We start from the raw sequence: 21859 nt of genomic DNA on the forward strand, positions 1-21859 counted from the left end.
AAATTGACACCCAAAACGGCCGTTTAACGCCGGTTCGAATTGTCATGCGTCGAAATATACTTCGCGCGCATCCAACCCTCGTGCCAAAGAGAGGATGCCTTTCTGCCCCGGTCACGGTCCCCCTGTGGCCGGGGCTTTTTTTGCCCGCGCGCCTTGTCTGCAGAGGGTGATCGGCGATGATGCGACGCGCGCGCGAGGGGATGGCCATGCCCCGAACGGCCCGCCGGATCCGCACGGCCGCGCGCCGCCGGACAGTCGGCGGACGACTGCCGGAGCACCACGCGGAGCGACCGCAGTCCGCGTCGAACCGCCGATGGATCGCGATCTCCCGGCCGAAAGCCGTGCCTTTCTCATGACAAAATACTGCGTCCCTCGTTCGCCAGCTCCGCCAGCACGCTTCGTGCGCACGCTGCATTGTTGAAATGAAATCAAGATAATTTCGTCCGTATGCGACTTTTTCCGCAAAAGTCATGCAGGCACACTTCACCCTGTCCTCACCGGCCTCGTGCCGTTGTTCCTCGACTACAGGAGCTCATCGCGTGAACCCCACCTCTTCCTCTCCTTCCCGCCCGGCCGGGAGCGCCGCGGTGCCGCTGCTGGCACTCGCCGCCGGTGCGTTCGGCATCGGCACGACCGAGTTCTCGCCGATGGGCCTGCTGCCCGTGATCGCCGACGGCGTGCACGTGTCGATTCCGCAAGCCGGCATGCTGATCAGTGCCTATGCGATCGGCGTGATGGTCGGCGCACCGCTGATGACGCTGCTGCTCGCGCGCTGGTCGCGCCGCTCGGCGCTGATCGCGCTGATGTCGATCTTCACGATCGGCAACCTGCTGTCGGCGCTCGCGCCAGGCTACACGACGCTGCTGCTCGCCCGCCTCGTGACGAGCCTCAACCACGGCGCATTCTTCGGGCTCGGCTCGGTGGTCGCGGCCAGCCTCGTGCCGCGCGACAAGCAGGCCAGCGCGGTCGCGACGATGTTCATGGGCCTGACGATCGCGAACGTCGGCGGCGTGCCGGCCGCGACCTGGCTCGGCCAGATCATCGGCTGGCGCATGTCGTTCGCGGCGACCGCGGGCCTCGGCCTGGTTGCGATCGCCGGGCTGCTCGTTGCGCTGCCGAAAGGCGAAGCCGGCAAGATGCCCGACCTGCGCGCCGAACTCTCGGTGCTGACGCGCCCGGTCGTGCTCGGCGCGCTCGGGACGACCGTGCTCGGCGCCGGCGCGATGTTCACGCTCTACACGTATGTCACGCCGACGCTCGAACACCTGACCGGCGCGACGCCCGGCTTCGTGACCGCGATGCTGGTGCTGATCGGCGTCGGCTTCTCGATCGGCAACATCGCGGGCGGGCGCCTCGCCGACCGCGCGCTCGACGGCACGCTGATCGGATTCCTGCTGCTGCTGATCGCCACGATGGCCGCGTTCCCGCTGCTCGCCAGCACGCATGTCGGCGCCGCCGTCACGCTGCTCGTGTGGGGTATCGCGACGTTTGCAGTCGTGCCGCCGCTGCAGATGCGCGTGATGCGGGCGGCCCACGAAGCGCCGGGCCTCGCGTCGGCCGTGAACATCGGCGCGTTCAACCTCGGCAACGCGCTCGGCGCGGCCGCCGGCGGCGCGGCGATCTCGGCCGGCTTCGGATACGCGGCCGTGCCGCTCGTCGGCGGGCTGATCGCCGCGGCCGGACTCGCGCTCGTCGTGCTGCAGATCGCGCAGCAGCGCCGCGCGCCGGCTGCCGCGAATTCGTAATCGCGGGCCGTCGCGCGCAGACGATGCGCGACGGCCCGCCGCCCCTCGCGGCAAACACCCCGACGGCCGCTTGATGCGGCCGTTTTCGTTTTCAACCGTCAATTCCGTTGCACCGATTCTTCAACCGGAAGAAACCGGAATATCGGCGCATCCCGCTTCGATAAAAATTCAATCCATTAACGGCTGAGTGAAAGCGATTCAATCCACCAGAATGACTCATCGCCGTCGCATTGCATTTCACCGGATACGTTAGTCATTCATTCCGTACGAGCCGATTCTGCTCGTGATACCAATCGGAAAAATCGTATTGCACCCCGCGAAAACCACGGATTGATTGCCGCATCGTATGAAAATCTTTCGTCCACCCCGTGCGCGAAAGAATCCAGAACCGCAATGTTTTCCTGGCTTATTCAATCGACTCCCAATTCGACTGGAACAAAATGAAACTGCCAGGCCATCAAGATTGAAAGACCCGGCAATTCGTATCAGCATTCGCCATGCCGCGGCATGCGAAGCGCGGCATAAATTCAATGAAAAACGGCTCAGGCACCGCCGTGCCGGTCAGCGCGCGGCGCCGAATCCGCCGAAAAACGCACGCGCGTTCGCGTCGAGGCTGTCGAGGTGATAGCCGCCTTCCTGCACGATCACCGTCGGCAACCCGAGTGCGCCGATCGCACTGCCGAGCCGCCCGAAACCGTCGGTCGTGACGGCCACCTGCGATTGCGGATCGTCCTTGTAGATATCGAAGCCGAGCGCGAGCACGAGCGCATCGGGCTGGAACCGGGCGAGCGCGCGCAGCGCGTCGTCGAGCCGCTCGAAGAACGCCGACTCCGGCGCGCCGTGCGGCATCGGCAGGTTCAGGTTGAAACCGTCGCCGGCCCCCGCGCCCGTCTCCTCCTCGTAGCCCGCGACGACCGGGTAGAAGTTGGTCGGGTCGCCGTGGATCGACACGTACAGCACGTCGTCGCGGCCGTAGAAGATCTCCTGCACGCCCTGCCCGTGATGCATGTCGGTGTCGAGGATCGCGACCCGACGATGGCGGTCAAGCAGCGACTGCGCGGCGATCGCCGCATTGTTCAGGTAGCAGAAACCACCGGCCGCGTCGCGGCGTGCGTGGTGACCGGGCGGCCGGCACAATGCGTACGCCTCGCGCGCGCCGTCGTTGACGTCGGCCGCGGCCGCCAGCGCGCCCTGCGCGGACCAGTACGCAGCGCGCCACGTGTTCGCACCGACCGGGCAACTGCCGTCGGCGAGGTAGCGCGCGGCTTTCGCGAGCACGCCGCGCAGCGGGTTCGGATCGCGTACGAACACGTTCGACATCACTTCGTCGCCCCAGTCGTCGGGCATCTGCTTCCAGTCGCGGTGCGCTTCTTCCAGAAAGCGCAGGTAGTTCATGTCGTGCACGGCCGCGATCGGCGCGGTGCCGCGGTCGGCCGGCTCGCGCACGTCGAAGTCGAGCGACCGGACGGCCGCGACTAGCCGCGCCGCGCGCTCGGGCACTTCCTGCGGTTCACGCATCTGGCCGCGCGACAGGTAGCTGCGCGGATGGTGCAGCAACTGCTCGGGATGGAAATAGGTTTTCATCGTTCGCCCTCGTCGGTTTTTCGATTTGTCGGTTGATCGGTTTGCCGCGTCACGCATCCTGCATCGCGGCCGCCACGGCAACGCGCGCCGCAACGCCGGCGCGCGCGAGCACCGCATGAAGCAGCACGTTCGTGCCGCGCGTCACGTCGGCGGGCAGTGCATCCTCGGCTTCGTTGTGCGACAGGCCGTCGACACACGGGATGAACACCATCGCAGTCGGAACGCAACGCGCGAGCAGGATCGCGTCGTGCCCGGCGCCGCTGACGATCCGCTCGTTCGTATAGCCGAACGCGGCGGCCGCCTGCGCGACCCGCTCGACGCAGTCGCGATCGAACGGTGTCGCCGGGCTGCGCCAGCAGGTGTCGATCGCGACCTGTACGCCACGCGCCGCGGCGACGCGTGCGCACGCATCGCGCAATTCGCGCTCCATCGCGTCGACTTGCGCATCGTCGTGATGGCGCAGGTCGACCGTGAACGTCACATTGCCGGCAATGGTGTTGCGCGACGCGTTGCGAATGCCGACCTGCCCGATCGTCGCGAGCCCGCGCGGCGCATGACCGGCGACGATCCGTTCGAGTTCGAGCGCCATCTGCGCGCTGGCGAAATACGCGTCCTTGCGATACGGCATCGGCGTCGTGCCCGCATGCGCCGCCACGCCCGTCACGGTCACGTCGAGCCAGCGGATCGCCTGCCCACCCGTGACGACGCCGATCGTCGTGCCGTTCGCCTCGAGTACGGGGCCTTGTTCGATATGTGCTTCGAAGTACGCATCGACCGCACCGCCCGTCGCGCGCGTGCCGCGATAGCCGCATGCGTCGAGGGCCGCGCCGAGCGTGACGCCGTCGGCGTCCTGCTTGGCCAGCGCATCGTCGAGCGGCAACGCGCCGGTGAAGACGGCCGAACCGAGCATCGCCGGTGCGAAGCGCGCGCCCTCCTCGTTGGTCCACGACACGATTTCCAGCGGCTTGTCGGTCGAGATGCCCGCGTCGTTCAGCGTGCGCACGAGTTCGAGCGCGGCGAGCACGCCGTAGACGCCGTCGAAGCGGCCGCCTTCGGGCTGCGTATCGAGATGGCTGCCGATCAGCACCGGCGCGGCCTGCGCATCGACGCCGCCGCGCCGCGCAAACAGGTTGCCGACTGCGTCGACGCTCACCGTCATCCCCGCGTCGCGGCACCACTGCGCGAACAGGTCGCGCCCGCGACGATCGTCGTCGGTGAGCGCGAGGCGCCGCACGCCGCCGCGCGGCGTCGCGCCGATGCGCGCCATGTCCGCCAGGCTCTGCCACAAACGGGCGCCGTCGATTTCCAGCAGGTCTTTCATGTGCACTCCGGATGAATTCGTTCGTTGAAGGTCACTGCGAGCCGAACGCTTCGGCAGTGGCCGGCCGCGCCGCGCGGCGCGCATCGAGCGCGACGATGCACAGCAGCGAGATGCCGGCGAGACACGTGTAGAACACCGCGAGCGGCCACCACTGGCCCGCGAAGCGATGCGCGAGCCACGTGCCGACGAGCGGCGTCAGCCCGCCCGCGAGTGCGCCGCAGATCTGGTAGGCGAGCGAAATCGCCGAATAGCGCACGTGCGCGGGGAACACCTCGCTCACGAAACCCGCGATCACCGAATAGAAGCCGGCCATGCAGACGACCGCGAGCGCGATGCCGGCGATCAGCGATGCGGACGTGCCGCCCTGCACGAGCATGAACATCGGATACGGCGACAGCATCGCGAGCAGCGCCGCGAGCTTCAGGAAGCGCGCGCCGCCGATGCGCTCGGCGATCCACGCGGCGATCGGCTGCGCGAAGAACTGGATGATCGCGACCGCGAACAGGCTGTCGAGGATCAGCGAACGCGAGACGCCGACGTACTGCGTCGTGTACGCGATCATGAACGTATTGGTGAAATAGACGCCCGCGATGCCGATCGTGTTCGCGCCGATGCAGAGCGCCACGAGCCCCGATGCGGAGCGGAACACTTCCGCGACCGGCAGCTTCACCGTGCGGTTGGTTTCCTTCACGCGCGCGAATTCCGGCGACTCGTTCACGCCGAGCCGGATCAGGATGCCGACTACGAGCAGCACCGAACTCGCGAGAAACGGCAGGCGCCAGCCCCATGCGAGGAAGTCGGCCTTGTCCATCGACGTGACCGCGCGAAACGCGATCAGCGACAGGATCAGCCCGGCCGGGCTGCCGAGCTGCGCGAACGACGCGAAGAACGTGCGGCGCCCCTGCGGCGCATGCTCGCCCGCCATCAGCACCGCGCCGCCCCACTCGCCGCCGACCGCGATCCCCTGCACCACGCGCAGCGCGACGAGCAGCACCGGCGCGAGCATGCCGACCTTCGAATAGTCGGGCAGCAGCCCGACGCACACGGTCGCGACGCCCATCATCATCAGCGTCGTCATCAACGCCTTCTTGCGGCCGATGCGATCGCCGAGATGGCCGAAGATGATGCCGCCGAGCGGCCGCGCGAAGAAGCCGACCGCGAACGTCGCGAACGACGCCATCGTGCTGACGAAGCGGTCATGCGACGGGAAATAGAGGTCGCCGAACACGAGCGCGGCGGCCGTCGCGTAGATGTAGAAGTCGTACCACTCGATCATCGTGCCGATGAACGCGGCCGTCGCGGCGCGTCCCGGCTGGCGGGCGGAAGGAAGGGACTGGGTCATGCGGGCTCCTGACGCGCGCCACCGCGGGGCGACGCGCAATATCGTGTGACGGCCGTCTGTCGCGGCCTTGCGCCGCACGTTGCGGCAGCCCCTCCTTTATCGGCGACCGCAAATCATTAGTCAAATTTCAAGTTATTATTCGCCGTATAAATTCAACTAATGCCCGACCTGACGCCTCGCCCGGAGACCCGATGCGCCCCGACCTCGCCCCGTTCCTGAACGACCGTCTCGACTGGAACCTGTTGCGCACCTATCTGGTGATCATCCAGGAGCGCAGCGTGAGCCGCGCAGCCGCGCGCCTGCACGTGACGCAGCCGGCCGTGAGCCAGGCATTGCGGCGGCTCGAGGACACGCTCGAACGCAAGCTGATCGAGCGGCGCGGCACGCACTTCGCGCCGACACCGGCCGGCGAAGCCGTCTATCGGATCGCGAGCGACATCTACGGCGGCATCTCGCGCCTCGAAACCGAAATCGACGACAGCACGGCCGACCTCACCGGGTCGATCCGGTTGCTGACGGTGAGCCGCATCGAGTCGCCCGTCTACGATGAATTCCTCGCGGAATTTCATCGCGCGTATCCGCGCATCGACCTGCAGATCGAGGTGATGCGCTCGTCGGACATTCTGTCTTCGCTGCTGCAGAAGACGGCCACGGCCGGGCTCGGCCTGTGCCGCACGCCGCACGACAAGCTGGAGATGCGCTGCTTCCTGCGCCAGCGCTATGCGATCTACTGCGGCCGCCATCATCGGCTGTTCGGGCAGACGCAACTGCGGATGGACGATCTGCTCGCCGAGAATTTCGTGTCGTTCACGAGCGACCAGATCGGTGACAGCCTGTCGCCGCTTACCGTGTTTCGCGACCAGCGGGGCTTCACGGGACGCATCGTCGCGTCGTCGCCGAGCCTCGATGAAGTGCGGCGGCTGATCTTCGCCGGCTATGGGATCGGCTGCCTGCCCGAGCACATCGTGCGCGACGACATCGCGCAACAGCGGCTGTGGCGGCTGCCGCCCGACGAAGGGCTCGTCGATGTCGACGTGTTCCTGCTGTGGCATCGCGATCGCAAGATGAACGCGGCCGAGCACGCGTTTCTCGACGCGATGGAGCGCTGCATGCAGCGCTTTTCGCTCGCGGAGCGGCTGGGAAAATGACGGCGCGAACGCGCCTGCGGAAAGCGCCGGGCGCACACGGCCCGGCGCGTCGGCCTCGTCAGAACCGATGCACGATGCCGAGTTGCACGCCGCGCGCATTCGCCCCCGGATACGCGAGCGGCAAGCCAGGGTTCGCCGCACCGGCGAGCGTATAGCCGGCCTGGTTGCGGTTGCGCAGGTACGACAGCGCGCCATAGAAGCTCGTGCGCTTCGACAGGTCGTACTCGTACATCAGCCCGAACTGGTCCGCATTGTTGCCCTGCGACGACTGATCGTGCAGATACGCGTAGCCGAGCGCCACGTAGTTCGCCGGATTGAACTGGTACTTGACCGACAGCCCGTACACGCGCGAATCGATGCCGAGGTCGGCCCACTTCACCGCGGAGAAACCGCCGTACACGGTTGCCTTGCCGATCTCGTACGACGCGCCGGCCATGATCGTGCGATCGGTGGTGGTCGCCGTCGCGTTCTTCAGCCACTGGCCTGCGACGAATGCCCCGAACGGCCCGTGTTCGTAGGTCAGGTCGACCTGCTGGCTGGCACCTGCCGAGCGCACGCCGCCCGCATCGCCGAACCCGAAGTACACGCCGCCCTGGAAGCCCGCGATCTCCGGGCTCTGATACGACAGCGTATTGCTGGTGCGGAACGCGAACACGGTCAGGTTGTCCATGCCGGACGCCTGCGTGACGCCACCGAACGCATCCTGTCCGCCCTGGTCGTTGAACAGCGGCGAATTCTGGCGGCCCGCGCGCACCTTGCCCCACTGCCCCGCGATGCCGACCCACGCCTGCCGGTTGAACAGGCTGCCCGAACTCGCGAGCGAACCGTCGTTCGGGTTGAAGCCGTTCTCCAACGCGAACTCGATCTTCTGCCCGCCGCCGATATCCTCGCCGCCCTTCAGTCCGAACCGGCTGCCCCACTGGCCGCCCGAACCGATCGCCGCCGTGTAGCCGTTGCCCGTATTCACGTACTGCGCGAATTCGTCGATCACGCCATACAGCGTGACCCCGTCCTGCGCGAGCGCGGCCCCCGATCCGGCAACGCACGCCGCCGCCACCGTCATCCGAATGCCGGCGTGCACCATCCGCGCCCGGGAATTGCTCCCGCAGCCTGCCATTTGTTTAGTCATACTATTAAATTGTCAGAGAATGAAACGACACCGCGCACGGCAGTCGCGCCGCACCGGCATCGCGGGAAAGGAAACGTGGGGAGGAGCCCGGCGCAGACAGCGCCCGGCTCGCGCGGCATTCAGGCCGGCAGCTGGCCGGCCCGATGCGCGTGACGTGTCGTCAGTGGTGAACTTCGCCGCGTTCGAGCGGCAGGATCAGGCGTTCGGGAATGCTGCGGCGCGATGCACGCGCGCCGATGTAATACAGCACGGCCGGCACGACCAGACCGAGGATCCACGAGATGTCGGTGCCGCCGAGCGCGTCGACGAGCGGGCCCGTGTAGATGTGCGTCGACATGAACGGCAACTGCACGAGGATGCCGACCACGTAGATCGTGATCGCCATCACGTTCCAGCGGCCGTAGCGGCCGTCCGGATCGGACAGTGCCGGCACGTCGTAGCGCGAGCGCGTGAAGCAGTAGTAGTCGACCAGGTTGATCGCGCTCCACGGCGTGAAGAACGCGAGCAGGAACAGGATGAACGCGGTGAATTCCTTCAGGAACGAATGGCGGCCCGCGAGCGCGATGAGCGTCGATACGCAGATCATTCCGAAGATGTAGACGAGGCGGCTCTTCGACGACACGGCGCCCTTGCCGCGAAAGCCGCTGATGATCGTCGCCATCGACATGAAGCTGCCGTAGGCGTTGAGCGCCGTCACCGTCACCTTGCCGAACGCGATGCTGAAGTACAGCAACGCGGCCACGGCGCCCGCCGAGCCGAGGCCGACGATATACGACACTTCATGGTGCGCGAACTGGCTGCCCGCCAGCGCGGCCGCGAACACGCCGAACACCATCGCCGCCTGCGCGCCGATCACCGAGCCGAGGCCGACCGCGACGAACGTCGCGACCGACGACGTCGAGCGCGGCAGGTAGCGCGAATAGTCCGCGACGTACGGGCCGAACGCGATCTGCCACGACGCGGACAGCGACATCGCCAGCAGAAAGTTCGCGAGCGAGAAATGCTTGTTCGCGAGCAGCGCGCCGATGTCGTGGTTCGCGAACAGCTGCGTGAACATGTAGACGAACGCGATGATGCCGACCACGCTTGCGATCCGGCCGACGGCATGGATCGCGCGATAGCCGAACACGGTCAGCACGACGATCACGGCCGCGAACAGCAGGATGCCGGCCGCGTCGTCGACGTGCAGCAACTGCGCGACAGCCTGCCCGGCCAGCACCGAGCCGCTTGCGGAAAAGCCGATGTACATCAGGCACACGAGCACGATCGGGATCATCGCGCCATAGACGCCGAACTGCACGCGGCTCGAGATCATCTGCGGCAGCCCGAGCTGCGGCCCCTGCGCGCCATGCAGCGCCATCACCGCGCCACCGATGAACTGGCCGAGCAGCAGCGCGACCAGCGACCAGAACACGTCGCCGCCGAGCACGACCGCGAGGGCGCCCGTGACGATGGCCGTGATCTGCATGTTGGCCGACAGCCACAGGGTGAACTGGCTCAGCAAGCCGCCGTGGCGCTCGGCGTCGGGGATGAAGTCGATCGAACGTACCTCGATCAGGCCGCCGGCTTTTCCACTGGGATTCGTTGACACGGGGAAATCTCCAAAATACTCAGGATCACAAATTGTTTGAACGAGACGGGAATCTGCGAGCCGCCCTTTCGGCTCTGCGGGTGCGGGGCGCCGTGGATCGCCGGCATGCGCCACGCACGCACGGTCTGCGCACTGGCGCGCAAGCGGCACGACGTGTGCCGACATTGCCTGCGGATGATCTTGTATATACAACTTGCCAGATATCGGTGATTACCCGGTATCGGCCGATATTCGTAATTGTCCGAACAATCGGGATGCGTTCGACACGACCGACTGAAAGCAAGGTGTCTTGAAAATGAAAGGTCAGCCGCTCGCGGGCAGGACCTGCTCGGGCTCGGCCGTCATGTCGGCGGCGGGAAGCAGGTTCAGCATGCGCCGCGCGGCCTCGATGTCGTGCACGTGCAGCCATTCGTCGTAGTCGTCGCGGCGCAGGATCACGACGCCCCGCTTCTCTTCGCCGGGCCGATGCATCCGCGCGAACAGCGGGTGCGTGTCCGCATTGACCGTGAGCATCGCCATGCCCACACGTTCGCGGCCGTCGGCGCCTTCGTAGCGCCGCCAGATACCGGCGACGCAGCACGGCTGCCAGCCGTCGACGCCGATCCGGTGCCACACGTTGCGACCGGTTTCGTAGCACGGCTCGAAGATCCAGCGCACCGGAATCAGACAGCGCTGGCCGGTGCGCCACGCGTTGCCGTAGAGCCGCGACGAGCCGACCGTCTCCGCCCGCGCGTTCACCGTATCGAGTTTCTTTTTCTTGCGGCCGTGCTCGTCGACCCGCTCGGGCTGCATGAATTTCGGCCAGAAGCCGAACACGGCCGCGACGACCTCGAGGCCGTCGCCATCGGCGCGCGCGACCGGCGCCGCGTAGTCGGGATACACGTCGGGTGCCCACGGGTCGCGGCGGAACAGATCGCCGATGCCGATCTTCAGTTCGCTGATGCCCGGGTCTTCATCGGGGGCGCGGTAGTGGGTGCACACGGCTCGACGGACGATGGAAGCAATGGTTCCATCGTAGGTCAGCGCCGGGTCCCCGGTCGGGTCATTGTTTTGTATGACGAAACAGTTTTACGACTTGATGACGCGCCGGGAGCGATCCGGCGCCAACCGTTACGCGTGCGGCCCGATCCGCAGCGTCAGGATTTCGTCGCCCGCGTCGTCGAGCGTCCCCGTCGGCGTCCAGCCCAGATGCCGGTAGAACCCGTGCGAGCGCGATGCCGGATCGGTCGAGCACCCCAGGAACAATGACGTGAAACCGGTCGCCGCGAATGCGTCGATCACCTGCCGCAGCAGCCGCTTGCCGATCCCCGCCCCCTCGTACTCGGGCAAGATCGCGAGCACGACGATCTCGCCCGAGCCGGTGTCGCCGAAGCAATAGCCGACCATGCGCCCGTTCGCGCAGCAGACATGGCCCGAGAACAGGCCATCCCGAATCCCGTCGCACCAGCTTTCGACGGTGATGCCGAGGTCGCGCAACTGCGCTTCGGTGAACGCGTTCTCGCGCGTCTTGCCGCGCAGTGCGATGCACGCGGCCGCATCGTCGGGAACGGCCTCGCGCCAGGTGAGTTCAGTCATCGTTCGATTTTTCCAGGATCCGCCGCCGGCGCGACGCATACAGGCAGATCAGCTCCAGCGCGATCGTCGCGCCGGCCAGCGACGTGATTTCCGCATGATCATACGGCGGCGACACTTCGACCACATCCATGCCGACCAGGTTGATGCCTTCCAGGTGACGCAGGATCTCGAACGCCTGATGGCTCGACAGCCCGCCCGAGACCGGCGTACCCGTGCCCGGCGCGAATGCCGGATCGAGGCAGTCGATGTCGAACGTCAGATACACGGGATGGTCGCCGACCCGCTCGCGAATGCGCGCGGCCACCGCCGCGGGCGTCGATGCATGCACCTGGCGCGCATCCTGGATATCGAAGCCCATCGGCTCGTCGTTGGTCGTCCGGATCCCGATCTGCGCCGACCGTTCGGGCACGACCCACCCTTCCCGCGCCGCGTGATAGAACATCGTGCCGTGATCGATGCGCTTGACGTCGCGGTCGGGCCACGTGTCGGTATGCGCATCGAAATGCACGAGCGACAGCGGCCCGTGCACTTTCGCATGCGCCTTCAGCAGCGGATACGTGATGAAGTGATCGCCGCCGAGCGTCAGCATCGCGCAGCCGCGCGCGAGGATCGCATCGGCATGCCGCTCGATCGCGCCCGGCACCGATTCGGGCTGCCCGAGATCGAACGCGCAATCGCCGTAGTCGACCGCGGCCAGCACGTCGAACGGATCGAACGACCACGGCCACGGGAGCTCCCACGCGATGCCCGTGGATGCGATCCGCAGCCCGCGCGGGCCGAAGCGCGTGCCGGGCCGGTGCGACGCGGCGGAATCGAACGGCACGCCGGTGATCGCGAGGTCGACCCCTGCGAGGTCGCGGCTGAAACGCCGCCGCATGAAGCTCGTCGCGCCCGCGAAGGTCGGTTCGGCCTGCGTGCCGTAGAGGCTGTCGCGCGTGAAGGCGAAATCGTTCTGGCTCATCGTCGGATTCCTGTCTGAAGGGGAACGGCCGCACGGCTGGCGACCTCGTGCCCGATTCTGCCGCGACGGCATCCGACGAAAAATATGAACTAACATAAGCCGACTTCACGAAATGCGATGTATCGCCATGCTGACCCGATTGAGAGACATGGATTTGCAGCTGCTGCGGCTCTTTCTGACGATCGTCGAAAGCGGCGGCTTCAGCGCCGCGCAGGGCACGCTCGGGATGGCGCCTTCGACGATCAGCACGCAAATGGCCAAGCTCGAGACGCGTCTGGGGTTCCGGGTGTGCGATCGCGGCAAGAGCGGCTTCCGGCTGACGCCGAAGGGCGAACGCGTGCTGCAGTCGACGCGGCGGCTCCTGCACGCGATGGACGTGTTCACGCGCGATACGCAGCACGTGTCGGGCACGTTGCTCGGCGAACTGCGCATCGGGCTGTCCGAGCGGCTCGCACCGGACATCGTCGAATCGATCGCGGCGGCCGTCGGCGGCTTCCGCGAACGGGCGCCGGACGTGCTGATCGAAATGGTCGCGAACCCGCCCGACGAACTGGAGCGCAGGCTGCTGAAAGGCGAACTGCAACTCGCGATCGGCTACTTTTCCGGCCACCAGGCCGGCCTGCACTACACGCCGCTGTTCGTCGAGCACCAGTCGCTGCACTGCGGTGCCCGGCATCCGCTGTTTGCGAAGAAAACCGTGTCGATCAACGACATCGCCGGCGCGAGCAACGTCGCACGGCTCTACAAGACGAACGCGTCGGGTGCGGCGCCGCGCAACGCGCAGCCGACCGCGTTCTCCGAAAACGTCGATGCCGACGTGATCTTCATCCTGTCCGGCGCGCACGTCGGCTTCCTGCCCGACCACGTCGCGGCGCCGTGGGTTGCCACGGGGAAGATGCGCCGGCTGCTCGCGAGCAAGCTGAGCCATACGGTCGAATTCCAGCTCGCGACACCGAGGAACTGCGACGGCAGCGAAGCGCTGGAGGCGTTCGCGGCAGCGCTCGCCGAACAGTTCGGTGGGCTCGACGGTTTCGCGGGTCAGTGACCGGCGCGGGCCATCCGTTTTACGTCAGGCGAGCTGGTCCGACGCGATGACCTGCACGCCCGGCCGCGCGTCGATTGCCGCGTCGAGCATCGCGCGGGCGATCCGCGACGCGGGATTCACGCGCCACTTCGCCGGCAACACGGGTCGGGCCAGGTTCAACGCGACCACCAGCAGCCGCTCGCCGAACCTGAATTCGTCGCGGCTGCCGCCGATCAGGCCGGGCCGCACATACGTGAGCGACGCGAACCCGACGCCGGCAAGCGCCTGCTCGACCTCGCCTTTTACGCGGTTGTAGAAGATGCGCGACGCCGGATCCGCGCCGAGTGCGGAGTTCAGCACGTAAGCCGGCGTGCCGTGGCGATGCGCGAGCCGCGCGACCGCGAGCGGATAGTCGTGGTCGACGCGCTGGAATGCCGCCTTCGAGCCGGCCGCCCGCATCGTGGTGCCGAGCGTGCAGATCACGGCATCGGCGTGCCACCAGTCGGCCGCATTGGGCAGATGATCGAAATCGACCTCGAGCGCGCGCATCTTCGGGTGCGGCGACAACGGGCGGCGCGCGAGGACGATCACCTGATCGACCCGCGCATCGGCGAGCGCGACTTCGAGGACGTGGCGCCCGACGAGCCCGGTCGCGCCGACGAGCAGCAATTTCATATCCGGTTCTTCCGTGTGGAGCCTGGGCCGGCGGGCGCGAACGGCCCGCTTTCCAGCTTCCTGCATGATCGTCGGCCACCTCGGCGCCGGCAACCTTTCAACATCTCTAAAAGTTACAGGACACGCTTGTTTCGGTGCGCAGCCCGCTATGACCGTGCCGTCTCCTGGCGCGACAGGCTCGGCGCGACACCCGTCCAGCGCTTGTACGCCTGCGAGAATGACGACATGTCGCTGAATCCCAGTTCCTGCGCGATTTCCTTGATCGACAGCCGCCCTTCGGCAATCAACGCCTGCGCGCGGGTCTTGCGCACCGTGCTCGAAATATCCCGAAAGCACGCGCCCTCTTCCTGCAGCCGGCGCTTCAACGTGCGCTCGCTCGTGTTGAGCAGCGTCGCGATGTCCTTCAACTGCGGCGGCCGGTCGAACGGGCGCGTGGCCAGGTATTCGTTGAGGAACGATACGAGGTCGACGCGCGTCCGCCGGCGCGTGACCAGCTCGGCACACATGCGCTCGCACATCGCCGCGGTCGCGGCATTCGCCTGCGGCAACGGCCGCTCGAGATGCGCATGCTCGAACGTGAGCGTGCTGGCGGGCTGGCCGTGCCGGATCCTCGCGCCCAGCACCGGCTGCGTCGGGTCAGGGCCGGGGCCGGGGCCATACGCGAGGTCGAACGTCGCGAGCTCGAACGCGCTGCCGATCACGTCGCACAGCACGCGGCACGTCGCGCCCATCGCACGCTCGACGAAAAAGCGCTGCACGTCCGCGGCGAGCTCCGGCGATGCGTCGAACCGAATTGCGTCGTGCGGCCCGACCCGGCGGAACGTCATCCCGACGAACGTATAGGTCAACGCCAGGTAGCGGCCCGCGAGCGCGACCGCGTCCATGCCGGTCGCGCTGCTCAGGAGCCCGTACCCGAGCAGCCCGTACGCCGAAAGCTGGTACGACAGGCCGACCTTGAGGCCGACGCCGGCCTCGCCGGCGGTCAAATCGAGCAGGTTCGACGCAACGGCCAGCTCCTGCGCGGCCAGCACCGTGAAATCCGGGTCGGCGAGCTGCTTCAGGGTGAGCTGCGCCCCCTTGAGCAACGCCTGCGGCGCGATCTTGCGGTCGCGCCCGAATTCGATCATCAGCAGGACGGAAGCCGGACTGCGGGCAAAGTTCCAGACATTCATCAGACGCCTCTCGACGTGGGTTGGCCTAGATTCTAAAGCGGTTGGCCTGCCCCAGCATGGATCGCACGAGCCCGCGCGCCGATGATGAACGACATCGCAACCCCCACGGCGTCAATCACCATGAAGCGCTCTTCACTCTTTCGCCCGGCCTGCACGTTATTGCTGGCCGCCGGCCTGACGGGCGCACCGCTCGCACCGGCGCGGGCCGACGATGCCGTTTCGCCCATTCCACCGGAGTCCGCCACCATGCCCAAGACCTACGCAGACCAGCCCGTCTGGCGCGACATGCAGAAATTCCTTCCGACCGATTTCCAGTGGAAAGACGGCCAGCAACCGACGGAAGAATGGTGGTCGTGGCACGGCCATCGCATGCATCTCGACACGTACCGCAACCCGCAAGCTCGGGTGAAGGTGATCCTGTTTCACGGCGTGGGCACCAACGGCCGGCAGATGTCGATGATCCTCGGCGAGCAACTGGCGCGCCGCGGCTACGAAACGATCGCGGTCGACATGCCCGAATACGGAATGACCGAGGTCGCCAGGGGCGCGCTGGTTCGCTATGACGACTGGGTGCGCGCCGGCAGCGATCTGATCGACGCGGAGCGCGCGAAGGACGACCGGCCGATCGTGCTCTACGGGCTGAGCGCGGGCGGCATGCTCACGTATCACGTGGCCGCGCTGAACGGCAAGGTCGCGGGCATCGTCGGCATGACCTTCCTCGACCAGCGCCTGCAGCAAGTGCGCGACGAAACCGCGCGCAACGTGTTCATGAGCCGCGTCGGCGGCACGATGATGCATCTCACCGCGATGACGCCGCTGAAATCGATGCGCGTGCCGATGACGCTCGCCAGCAAGATGTCCGCGCTCGTCAACGACCCGGATGCGCTGAAGGTGTGGCTGTCCGATCGCACCTCCGCCGGCAACGCGATGACGATCGCGTTTCTCGATTCCTACATGTCGTACCGGCCGGCGGTCGAGCCGGAGGATTTTGCCGTGTGCCCGATCCTGCTCACGCAACCGGCCGCGGACCGCTGGACGCCGCTGCACCTGAGCGAACCGTTCCTGCAACGCGTGCGGAAGGTGCCGGTGAAGGTCGTCATGCTGGACAACGCGGGCCACTATCCGCTCGAGCAACCGGGGCTGTCGCAGATGGTCGAGGCGATCGATGCGTTCTATCGCGAGGTGACGGCGCAACGCGTCGACCTCCGCGCGCCGTCCTGACGAATCGTGCACGCGCCGGTGCGAAAGCCGGCACGGCAAAAGGAAAGCCGCCGATGCGCACGTTGCGCATCGGCGGCTTCGTGTCACGCGCGATGCGCGTCAGACGTGCAACGCGTGCCCCAGCGCGCGCAGCGCGGCTTCCTGCAGCGCTTCGCCGAGCGTCGGGTGCGCATGGATCGTGCCGCCGATGTCCTCCAGCCGCGCGCCCATCTCCAGCGACTGCGAGAACGCCGCAGCCAGCTCCGACACGCCGCGCCCGACCGCCTGCCAGCCGACGATCAGATGGTTGTCGCGCCGTGCGACGACGCGAACGAAGCCGTCGGTCGCCTGCAGCGTCATCGCACGCCCGTTCGCCGCGAACGGGAACGACGCGCTCACGCAATCGACATCGGCCGCACGCGCGTCGTCCGGCGACCAGCCGGCCGTGACGATCTCCGGATCGGTGAAGCACACGGCCGGGATCGACGCGGGCATGAACTTGCGCCGCTTGCCGGCGATCAGCTCGGCCACCATTTCGCCTTGTGCCATCGCACGATGCGCGAGCATCGGCTCCCCGGCGACATCGCCGATCGCCCAGACGTTGCGCATCGACGTCCGGCATTCGTCGTCGATCCACAGCGCGCGACCATTGCGATCGAGCGGCAGCGACTCGAGCCCGAAGCCGTCGACGCGCGGCCGGCGGCCCACCGCGACCAGCACGCGATCGGCCGGCAGCGTCTGCTCCGCGCCGTCGGCGGCCTGCACGCGCACCGCGCCGTGTTCCGCGAGCCCGAGCACCTTGTGACCGAGCAACAGCCGCACGCCCAGCCGCGCGAGCGAATCGGCAACCGGCCGCGCGAGTTCGGCATCGTATGCGGGCAACACGCGCTCCGCCGCCTCGACGACGCTCACGTCGACGCCGAGCTTGCGATAGACGATCCCGAGTTCAAGCCCGATATACCCGGCTCCGACGACGACCAGCCGCTTCGGCAACGTCTCGGGCGACAGCGCTTCGGTGGACGACACGACATGCCCGCCGAACGGCATCGACGGCAGCGCGACCGGTTCGGAACCGGTCGCGAGCAACAGGTGCTCGCAGCTGATTCGCGTCGTGTGGCCGCCGCCGACGACGTCGACGGTCTTGCCGTCGACCACCTGCGCATCGCCGTGCAGCACGCGCACGCCGTTCTTCTTGAGCAGTGCGCCGACGCCGCGCGTCAGCCGGTCGACGATGCCGTCTTTCCATGCAACGCTTTTCGCGATGTCGATCTCGGGCGTGCGCACGCGGATCCCGAGCGCGCCCTCGCCCGCGTGGCCGCGGGCCTGTTCGAATGCGTCGGCCACGTGGATCAGCGCCTTCGACGGAATGCAGCCGATGTTCAGGCAGGTGCCGCCGAGCCGGTCGCGCTCGACGAGCACGGTCGGAATGCCGAGCTGGCCGGCGCGAATCGCGGCGACGTAACCGCCCGGGCCGCCGCCGATCACGAGCAGCGTGGTGTGTTCGTTCTTCATTGCGTTATCACTCCACGAACAGCAGTGCGGGGCGCTCGAGCACCGCGCGCACGGCCTGGATGAATTCGGCCGCGTCCGCGCCGTCGACGACGCGATGGTCGAACGACGACGACAGGTTCATCATCTTGCGCGCGACCACTGCGCCGTCGCGGATCATCGGCCGCTCGACGATCCGGTTCACGCCGACGATGCCGACCTCGGGATGATTGATGACCGGCGTCGACACGATGCCGCCGAGCGCGCCGAGGCTCGAAATCGTGATCGTCGAACCGCTCAACTCGTCGCGCTGCGCGCGGTTCGTGCGCACGGCGTCCGCGAGCCGCGCGATTTCGGCGGAGATCGACCACACGTCGCGCGCTTCGGCATGACGCAGCACGGGCACGGTCAGGCCGCCGTCCGTCTGGGTTGCGACGCCCATGTGCACCGCACCGTAGCGCGTGACGACACCCGCTTCGTCGTCGAAGCGCGCGTTGATCTGCGGGAAGTCGCGCAACGCGATCACCATCGCCCGGATCAGCAGCGGCAGCGGCGTGAGCTTGCCGCGCGCGTCGCCGTGGCGGCGATTCAGTTCCGTACGCAGCGATTCGAGCTCGGTGACGTCGATCTCCTCGACGTAGCTGAAGTGCGGAATGCGGCGCTTCGCTTCCTGCATCTTGCGCGCGATCGCGCGCCGCAGGCCGATCACCGGTACGTCGGTCTCGTCGTTGCGTTCGCCATAGCCATGCGCGTGCGATCCGCGCACCGCACCGCTACCGGTGCCCGCATACGCATCGAGGTCCGCGTGCAGGATCCGCCCGGCTTCACCGGTGCCGCGCACATAGCGCAGCTCGACGCCCATGTCCCATGCGCGCTGACGCACGGCCGGCGACGCGAGCGGCCGTTCGCCCGGCGCGAGCGCCGCGCGCGGCGGCACAACGTGCTCCGTGCGCTCGGCGTGTTTCGCGCGACGTGGCTCCGCGGGTGCGTGCTTCGCCGCCGGCTTGGCGAGCGATTCCGCCGGCGCGTCGGCCACGGCCTTCGACGGCGCGGCCGCGACCGGTGCGGTTTCTACCTTTGATTCTCGCACCGGTGCGCCGGCCTTCAGGTTGCCGTCGCCTTCGACCTCGAGGCGAATCAGCTCGCTGCCGACCGCCATCATCTCGCCGATCCGGCCGCCGAGTTCGAGCACCTTGCCCGTCACCGGCGACGGAATCTCGACCGCCGCCTTGTCGGTCATCACATCGGCGAGCGGCTGGTCTTCCTTGATCGTCTGCCCGACTTCCACGTGCCAGGCCACCAGCTCGACCTCGGCAATCCCTTCGCCGATATCCGGCATCTTGATGACATGAATCCCCATCTCAGGCCTCCATCACGCGTCGCAATGCTTCACCGACCCGGGCCGGGCCCGGAAAGTACGCCCACTCCTGCGCATGCGGATACGGCGTATCCCAGCCCGTCGTGCGCTCGACCGGCGCCTCGAGGTGGTAGAAGCAATGTTCCTGGACCAGCGACACCAGTTCCGCTCCGTAACCGCAGGTACGCGTCGCCTCGTGCACCACGACGCAGCGTCCGGTCTTGCGCACCGACGCGACGATCGTGTCGAGGTCGAGCGGCCACAGCGTGCGCAGGTCGATCACCTCCGCGTCGATGCCCGTCTCCTCGGCTGCGGCAAGCGACACGTGCACCGTGGTGCCGTAGGTCAGCACGGTCACGTCGTTGCCGGGCCGCACCACGGCGGCCGTATCGAGCGGCACCGTGTAGTAGCCCTCGGGCACCGCGCTGGCCGGATGCTTGAGCCACGACGTGACGGGCCGATCGTGATGGCCGTCGAACGGCCCGTTGTACAGCCGCTTCGGCTCGAGGAAGATCACCGGATCGTCGTTCTCGATCGATGCGATCAAGAGCCCTTTCGCGTCGTACGGATTCGACGGCATCACCGTGCGCAGCCCGCACACCTGCGTGAACATCGCCTCCGGGCTCTGGCTGTGCGTCTGGCCGCCGTAGATCCCGCCGCCGCAGGGCATGCGGATCGTCATCGGTGCGATGAACTGGCCGGCCGACCGATAGCGCAGCCGCGCGCCTTCCGACACGATCTGGTCGGATGCCGGGTAGAAATAATCGGCAAACTGAATCTCGCACACCGGGCGCAGCCCGTACGCGCCCATCCCCACTGCCGCGCCGACGATCCCGCTTTCGGAGATCGGCGCATCGAACACGCGCGACTTGCCGTATTTGTTCTGCAGTCCTTCGGTACAGCGGAACACGCCGCCGAAATAGCCGACGTCCTGCCCGAACACGACCACGTCGCTGTCGCGCCCGAGCATCACGTCCATCGCCGAGCGCAGCGCCTGGATCATCGTCATCGGCTGCGTTGCCGTGCCTGTCTCTTGTTGCGCCATGATCACGCTCCCAGTTCCTGGCGCTGACGGCGCAGGTGCGCGGGCAGCTCCTTGTACACGTCGTCGAACATCGAAGCCGGCGACGGAATCCGGTCGTCGGCCAGCGTGCCGTATTTCTCCGCTTCCTTCTGCGCGGCGATCACCTCGGCCTCGAGCTCGGCCGTCAACGCTTCATGCGCGCTGTCCGACCAGATGCCCTTGACGATCAGGTGGCGCTTGAAGCGCTCGATCGGATCGCCGAGCGGGAAATGGGACCAGTCGTCGCTCGGCCGGTACTTGGTCGGATCGTCCGACGTCGAATGCGCGCCCGCACGGTAGGTCACCCACTCGATCAGCGTCGGGCCGAGATTGCGGCGCGCGCGTTCGGCCGCCCAGCTCGACGCCGCGTAGATCGCGAGGAAGTCGTTGCCGTCGACGCGCAGCGACGCGATCCCGCAGCCGACGCCGCGCCCCGCGAACGTCGTGCCTTCGCCGCCCGCGATCGCCTGGAATGTCGAGATCGCCCACTGGTTGTTGACGACGTTCAGCACGACCGGCGCCCGGTACACGTGCGCGAACGTGAGCGCGGTGTGGAAATCGGATTCGGCCGTCGCGCCGTCGCCGATCCACGCGGACGAGATCTTCGTGTCGCCCTTGATCGCCGACGCCATCGCCCAGCCGACCGCCTGGATGAACTGGGTCGCGAGGTTGCCGGAAATCGAGAAGAAGCCCGCGTCGCGATCCGAATACATCACGGGGAGCTGGCGGCCTTTCAGCGGGTCGCCTTCGTTCGACATCAGCTGGCAGATCATGCGCTCGAGCGGCACGTCGCGCGCGATCAGGATGCTCTGCTGGCGGTAGGTCGGGAAGCACATGTCGCCGTCGCGCAGCGCCATCGCGTGCGCGGTGCCGATCGCCTCTTCGCCGAGGCTCAACATGTAGAAGGAGATTTTCTTCTGACGCTGCGCGATCATCATGCGCGCGTCGAAAATTCGGGTCTTGAGCATCGCGCGCAGGCCGGCGATCAGCCGCGCATCGTCGAGATCCGGTGCCCACGGGCCGACGGCCTTGCCGCTGTCGTCGAGCACGCGCACGAGGCTGCGGGCGAGATCGGCGGTGTCCGCCGCGGCAACGTCGATCGGCGGGCGGCGAACCGCACCGGCCGGCGATAGATGCAGATAGGAAAAGTCCGTCTTGCAGCCCGGGCGCCCGGTGGGCTCCGGCACATGCAGACGCAATGGCTCTGACAGGCTCATCGTGTCGTCTCCACGCTCGATTGTGTCTCACGCTGATTAGGAACGCGCGGCCGGTTGCCGGCCTGCACGCTGACTGGCGTGCGGATAGGCACGTCAATCTTTTTAATTTAGGCAATATGGGGCCAGCCGTCGATGACCAACCCGCTCGACTGCGGTGAGCAAATTTGCCATGTCGGGTGCGGGAGGGCCGGCGGGCGGGCACCGGCCGGCGCTCCGGCGTCGCCGTGCCGGTACGAACCGGGGCCTGACGGGAAATCGCGGATGCCG

18 protein-coding genes are annotated in these 21859 nt (G+C 67.2%); 4 read left to right on the plus strand and 14 right to left on the minus strand.

Features of this window, described 5'->3' with window-relative positions; all coding sequences use genetic code 11:
* Positions 1-539: 539 nt before the first annotated feature.
* Positions 540-1745 (plus strand): MFS transporter, encoded by a 1206-nt coding sequence (locus BDO18943_RS24235; RefSeq protein ID WP_175024355.1) that lies wholly within the window; start codon positions 540-542, stop codon positions 1743-1745.
* Positions 1746-2306: 561 nt separating this feature from the next.
* Here BDO18943_RS24235 and BDO18943_RS24240 read toward each other — a convergent pair.
* From BDO18943_RS24240 to BDO18943_RS24250, 3 genes are read right to left on the minus strand one after another with little or no spacing between them, the layout of a single operon-like run.
* Entirely contained in the window at positions 2307-3329 is a 1023-nt protein-coding gene (locus tag BDO18943_RS24240) for a histone deacetylase family protein (protein ID WP_175024356.1), read from the minus strand.
* A gap of 49 nt (positions 3330-3378) precedes the next feature.
* Positions 3379-4650, minus strand: a complete 1272-nt coding sequence (locus BDO18943_RS24245) for a Zn-dependent hydrolase (RefSeq protein ID WP_175024357.1) — start codon at positions 4648-4650, stop codon at positions 3379-3381.
* A 31-nt stretch (positions 4651-4681) separates the two neighbouring features.
* Entirely contained in the window at positions 4682-5992 is a 1311-nt protein-coding gene (locus BDO18943_RS24250) for an MFS transporter (RefSeq protein WP_089450222.1), read from the minus strand.
* A 191-nt stretch (positions 5993-6183) separates the two neighbouring features.
* Here BDO18943_RS24250 and BDO18943_RS24255 point away from each other — a divergent pair, with 191 nt between their 5' ends.
* Entirely contained in the window at positions 6184-7140 is a 957-nt protein-coding gene (locus BDO18943_RS24255; RefSeq protein ID WP_175024358.1) for a LysR family transcriptional regulator, read from the plus strand.
* A 58-nt stretch (positions 7141-7198) separates the two neighbouring features.
* Here BDO18943_RS24255 and BDO18943_RS24260 read toward each other — a convergent pair whose 3' ends face one another.
* The 5 genes from BDO18943_RS24260 to speB all read right to left on the minus strand — a co-directional run bounded on the left by BDO18943_RS24260 (position 7199) and on the right by speB (position 12396).
* Positions 7199-8269: a porin gene (locus tag BDO18943_RS24260; RefSeq protein ID WP_175024359.1), complete on the minus strand. Its 1071-nt coding sequence runs from the start codon at positions 8267-8269 to the stop codon at positions 7199-7201.
* Positions 8270-8429: 160 nt separating this feature from the next.
* Positions 8430-9860 carry a purine-cytosine permease family protein gene (locus BDO18943_RS24265; RefSeq protein WP_175024360.1) on the minus strand — a complete coding sequence of 477 codons (1431 nt, stop codon included), beginning with the start codon at positions 9858-9860 and terminating at the stop codon, positions 8430-8432.
* A gap of 303 nt (positions 9861-10163) precedes the next feature.
* Entirely contained in the window at positions 10164-10841 is a 678-nt protein-coding gene (locus tag BDO18943_RS24270) for an SOS response-associated peptidase family protein (RefSeq protein WP_175024361.1), read from the minus strand.
* A gap of 129 nt (positions 10842-10970) precedes the next feature.
* Positions 10971-11435 (minus strand): GNAT family N-acetyltransferase, encoded by a 465-nt coding sequence (locus BDO18943_RS24275; protein ID WP_175024362.1) that lies wholly within the window; start codon positions 11433-11435, stop codon positions 10971-10973.
* Positions 11428-12396, minus strand: coding sequence for an agmatinase (gene speB, locus BDO18943_RS24280; protein ID WP_175024363.1), 969 nt, complete (start codon positions 12394-12396; stop codon positions 11428-11430). Before speB ends, BDO18943_RS24275 begins: the two co-directional genes overlap by 8 nt.
* A gap of 127 nt (positions 12397-12523) precedes the next feature.
* On the opposite strand from speB, the gene BDO18943_RS24285 reads away from it, so the two are divergent.
* A complete protein-coding gene (locus BDO18943_RS24285; RefSeq protein WP_175024364.1) occupies positions 12524-13441 on the plus strand; it encodes a LysR family transcriptional regulator in 918 nt (305 codons plus the stop codon).
* A 24-nt stretch (positions 13442-13465) separates the two neighbouring features.
* On the opposite strand, the gene BDO18943_RS24290 is transcribed toward BDO18943_RS24285, so the two are convergent.
* Together BDO18943_RS24290 and BDO18943_RS24295 are read right to left on the minus strand one after the other, a co-directional pair.
* Positions 13466-14095: an NAD(P)H-binding protein gene (locus BDO18943_RS24290; protein WP_175024365.1), complete on the minus strand. Its 630-nt coding sequence runs from the start codon at positions 14093-14095 to the stop codon at positions 13466-13468.
* 146 nt (positions 14096-14241) lie between these two features.
* Complete coding sequence (locus BDO18943_RS24295) at positions 14242-15267, minus strand: AraC family transcriptional regulator (RefSeq protein WP_175024366.1); 1026 nt, start codon at positions 15265-15267, stop codon at positions 14242-14244.
* 246 nt (positions 15268-15513) lie between these two features.
* Here BDO18943_RS24295 and BDO18943_RS24300 point away from each other — a divergent pair, with 246 nt between their 5' ends.
* Positions 15514-16488: an alpha/beta hydrolase gene (locus BDO18943_RS24300; RefSeq protein WP_175024367.1), complete on the plus strand. Its 975-nt coding sequence runs from the start codon at positions 15514-15516 to the stop codon at positions 16486-16488.
* A 99-nt stretch (positions 16489-16587) separates the two neighbouring features.
* Here the strand turns inward: BDO18943_RS24300 and lpdA are convergent, their stop codons facing one another.
* From lpdA to BDO18943_RS24320, 4 genes are read right to left on the minus strand one after another with little or no spacing between them, the layout of a single operon-like run.
* Positions 16588-17979 carry a dihydrolipoyl dehydrogenase gene (lpdA, locus tag BDO18943_RS24305; RefSeq protein ID WP_175024368.1) on the minus strand — a complete coding sequence of 464 codons (1392 nt, stop codon included), beginning with the start codon at positions 17977-17979 and terminating at the stop codon, positions 16588-16590.
* A 7-nt stretch (positions 17980-17986) separates the two neighbouring features.
* On the minus strand, positions 17987-19315 hold the full coding sequence (locus BDO18943_RS24310; protein WP_175024369.1) for a dihydrolipoamide acetyltransferase family protein: 1329 nt from the start codon (positions 19313-19315) through the stop codon (positions 17987-17989).
* A 1-nt stretch (position 19316) separates the two neighbouring features.
* A complete protein-coding gene (locus BDO18943_RS24315; protein ID WP_043182180.1) occupies positions 19317-20357 on the minus strand; it encodes an alpha-ketoacid dehydrogenase subunit beta in 1041 nt (346 codons plus the stop codon).
* A 2-nt stretch (positions 20358-20359) separates the two neighbouring features.
* Positions 20360-21592 carry a 3-methyl-2-oxobutanoate dehydrogenase (2-methylpropanoyl-transferring) subunit alpha gene (locus tag BDO18943_RS24320; RefSeq protein ID WP_043182179.1) on the minus strand — a complete coding sequence of 411 codons (1233 nt, stop codon included), beginning with the start codon at positions 21590-21592 and terminating at the stop codon, positions 20360-20362.
* Between the last annotated feature and the right edge of the window lie 267 nt (positions 21593-21859).

Origin of the sequence: Burkholderia aenigmatica, from assembly GCF_902499175.1 — a bacterium.
In the GTDB taxonomy this organism is placed as follows: Bacteria; Pseudomonadota; Gammaproteobacteria; order Burkholderiales; family Burkholderiaceae; genus Burkholderia; species Burkholderia aenigmatica.

Excerpts from the sequence above, each read along its gene's own strand:
- BDO18943_RS24285 (WP_175024364.1), top strand. The coding sequence starts at position 12,524 with ATGCTGACCCGATTGAGAGACATGGATTTGCAGCTGCTGCGGCTCTTT.
- lpdA (WP_175024368.1), bottom strand. The coding sequence starts at position 17,979 with ATGAAGAACGAACACACCACGCTGCTCGTGATCGGCGGCGGCCCGGGC.
- BDO18943_RS24240 (WP_175024356.1), bottom strand. The coding sequence starts at position 3,329 with ATGAAAACCTATTTCCATCCCGAGCAGTTGCTGCACCATCCGCGCAGC.
- BDO18943_RS24245 (WP_175024357.1), bottom strand. The coding sequence starts at position 4,650 with ATGAAAGACCTGCTGGAAATCGACGGCGCCCGTTTGTGGCAGAGCCTG.
- BDO18943_RS24275 (WP_175024362.1), bottom strand. The coding sequence starts at position 11,435 with ATGACTGAACTCACCTGGCGCGAGGCCGTTCCCGACGATGCGGCCGCG.
- BDO18943_RS24310 (WP_175024369.1), bottom strand. The coding sequence starts at position 19,315 with ATGGGGATTCATGTCATCAAGATGCCGGATATCGGCGAAGGGATTGCC.
- BDO18943_RS24260 (WP_175024359.1), bottom strand. The coding sequence starts at position 8,269 with ATGACTAAACAAATGGCAGGCTGCGGGAGCAATTCCCGGGCGCGGATG.
- BDO18943_RS24320 (WP_043182179.1), bottom strand. The coding sequence starts at position 21,592 with ATGAGCCTGTCAGAGCCATTGCGTCTGCATGTGCCGGAGCCCACCGGG.
- BDO18943_RS24255 (WP_175024358.1), top strand. The coding sequence starts at position 6,184 with ATGCGCCCCGACCTCGCCCCGTTCCTGAACGACCGTCTCGACTGGAAC.
- BDO18943_RS24300 (WP_175024367.1), top strand. The coding sequence starts at position 15,514 with ATGCCCAAGACCTACGCAGACCAGCCCGTCTGGCGCGACATGCAGAAA.
- BDO18943_RS24315 (WP_043182180.1), bottom strand. The coding sequence starts at position 20,357 with ATGGCGCAACAAGAGACAGGCACGGCAACGCAGCCGATGACGATGATC.
- BDO18943_RS24250 (WP_089450222.1), bottom strand. The coding sequence starts at position 5,992 with ATGACCCAGTCCCTTCCTTCCGCCCGCCAGCCGGGACGCGCCGCGACG.
- BDO18943_RS24295 (WP_175024366.1), bottom strand. The coding sequence starts at position 15,267 with ATGAATGTCTGGAACTTTGCCCGCAGTCCGGCTTCCGTCCTGCTGATG.
- speB (WP_175024363.1), bottom strand. The coding sequence starts at position 12,396 with ATGAGCCAGAACGATTTCGCCTTCACGCGCGACAGCCTCTACGGCACG.
- BDO18943_RS24290 (WP_175024365.1), bottom strand. The coding sequence starts at position 14,095 with ATGAAATTGCTGCTCGTCGGCGCGACCGGGCTCGTCGGGCGCCACGTC.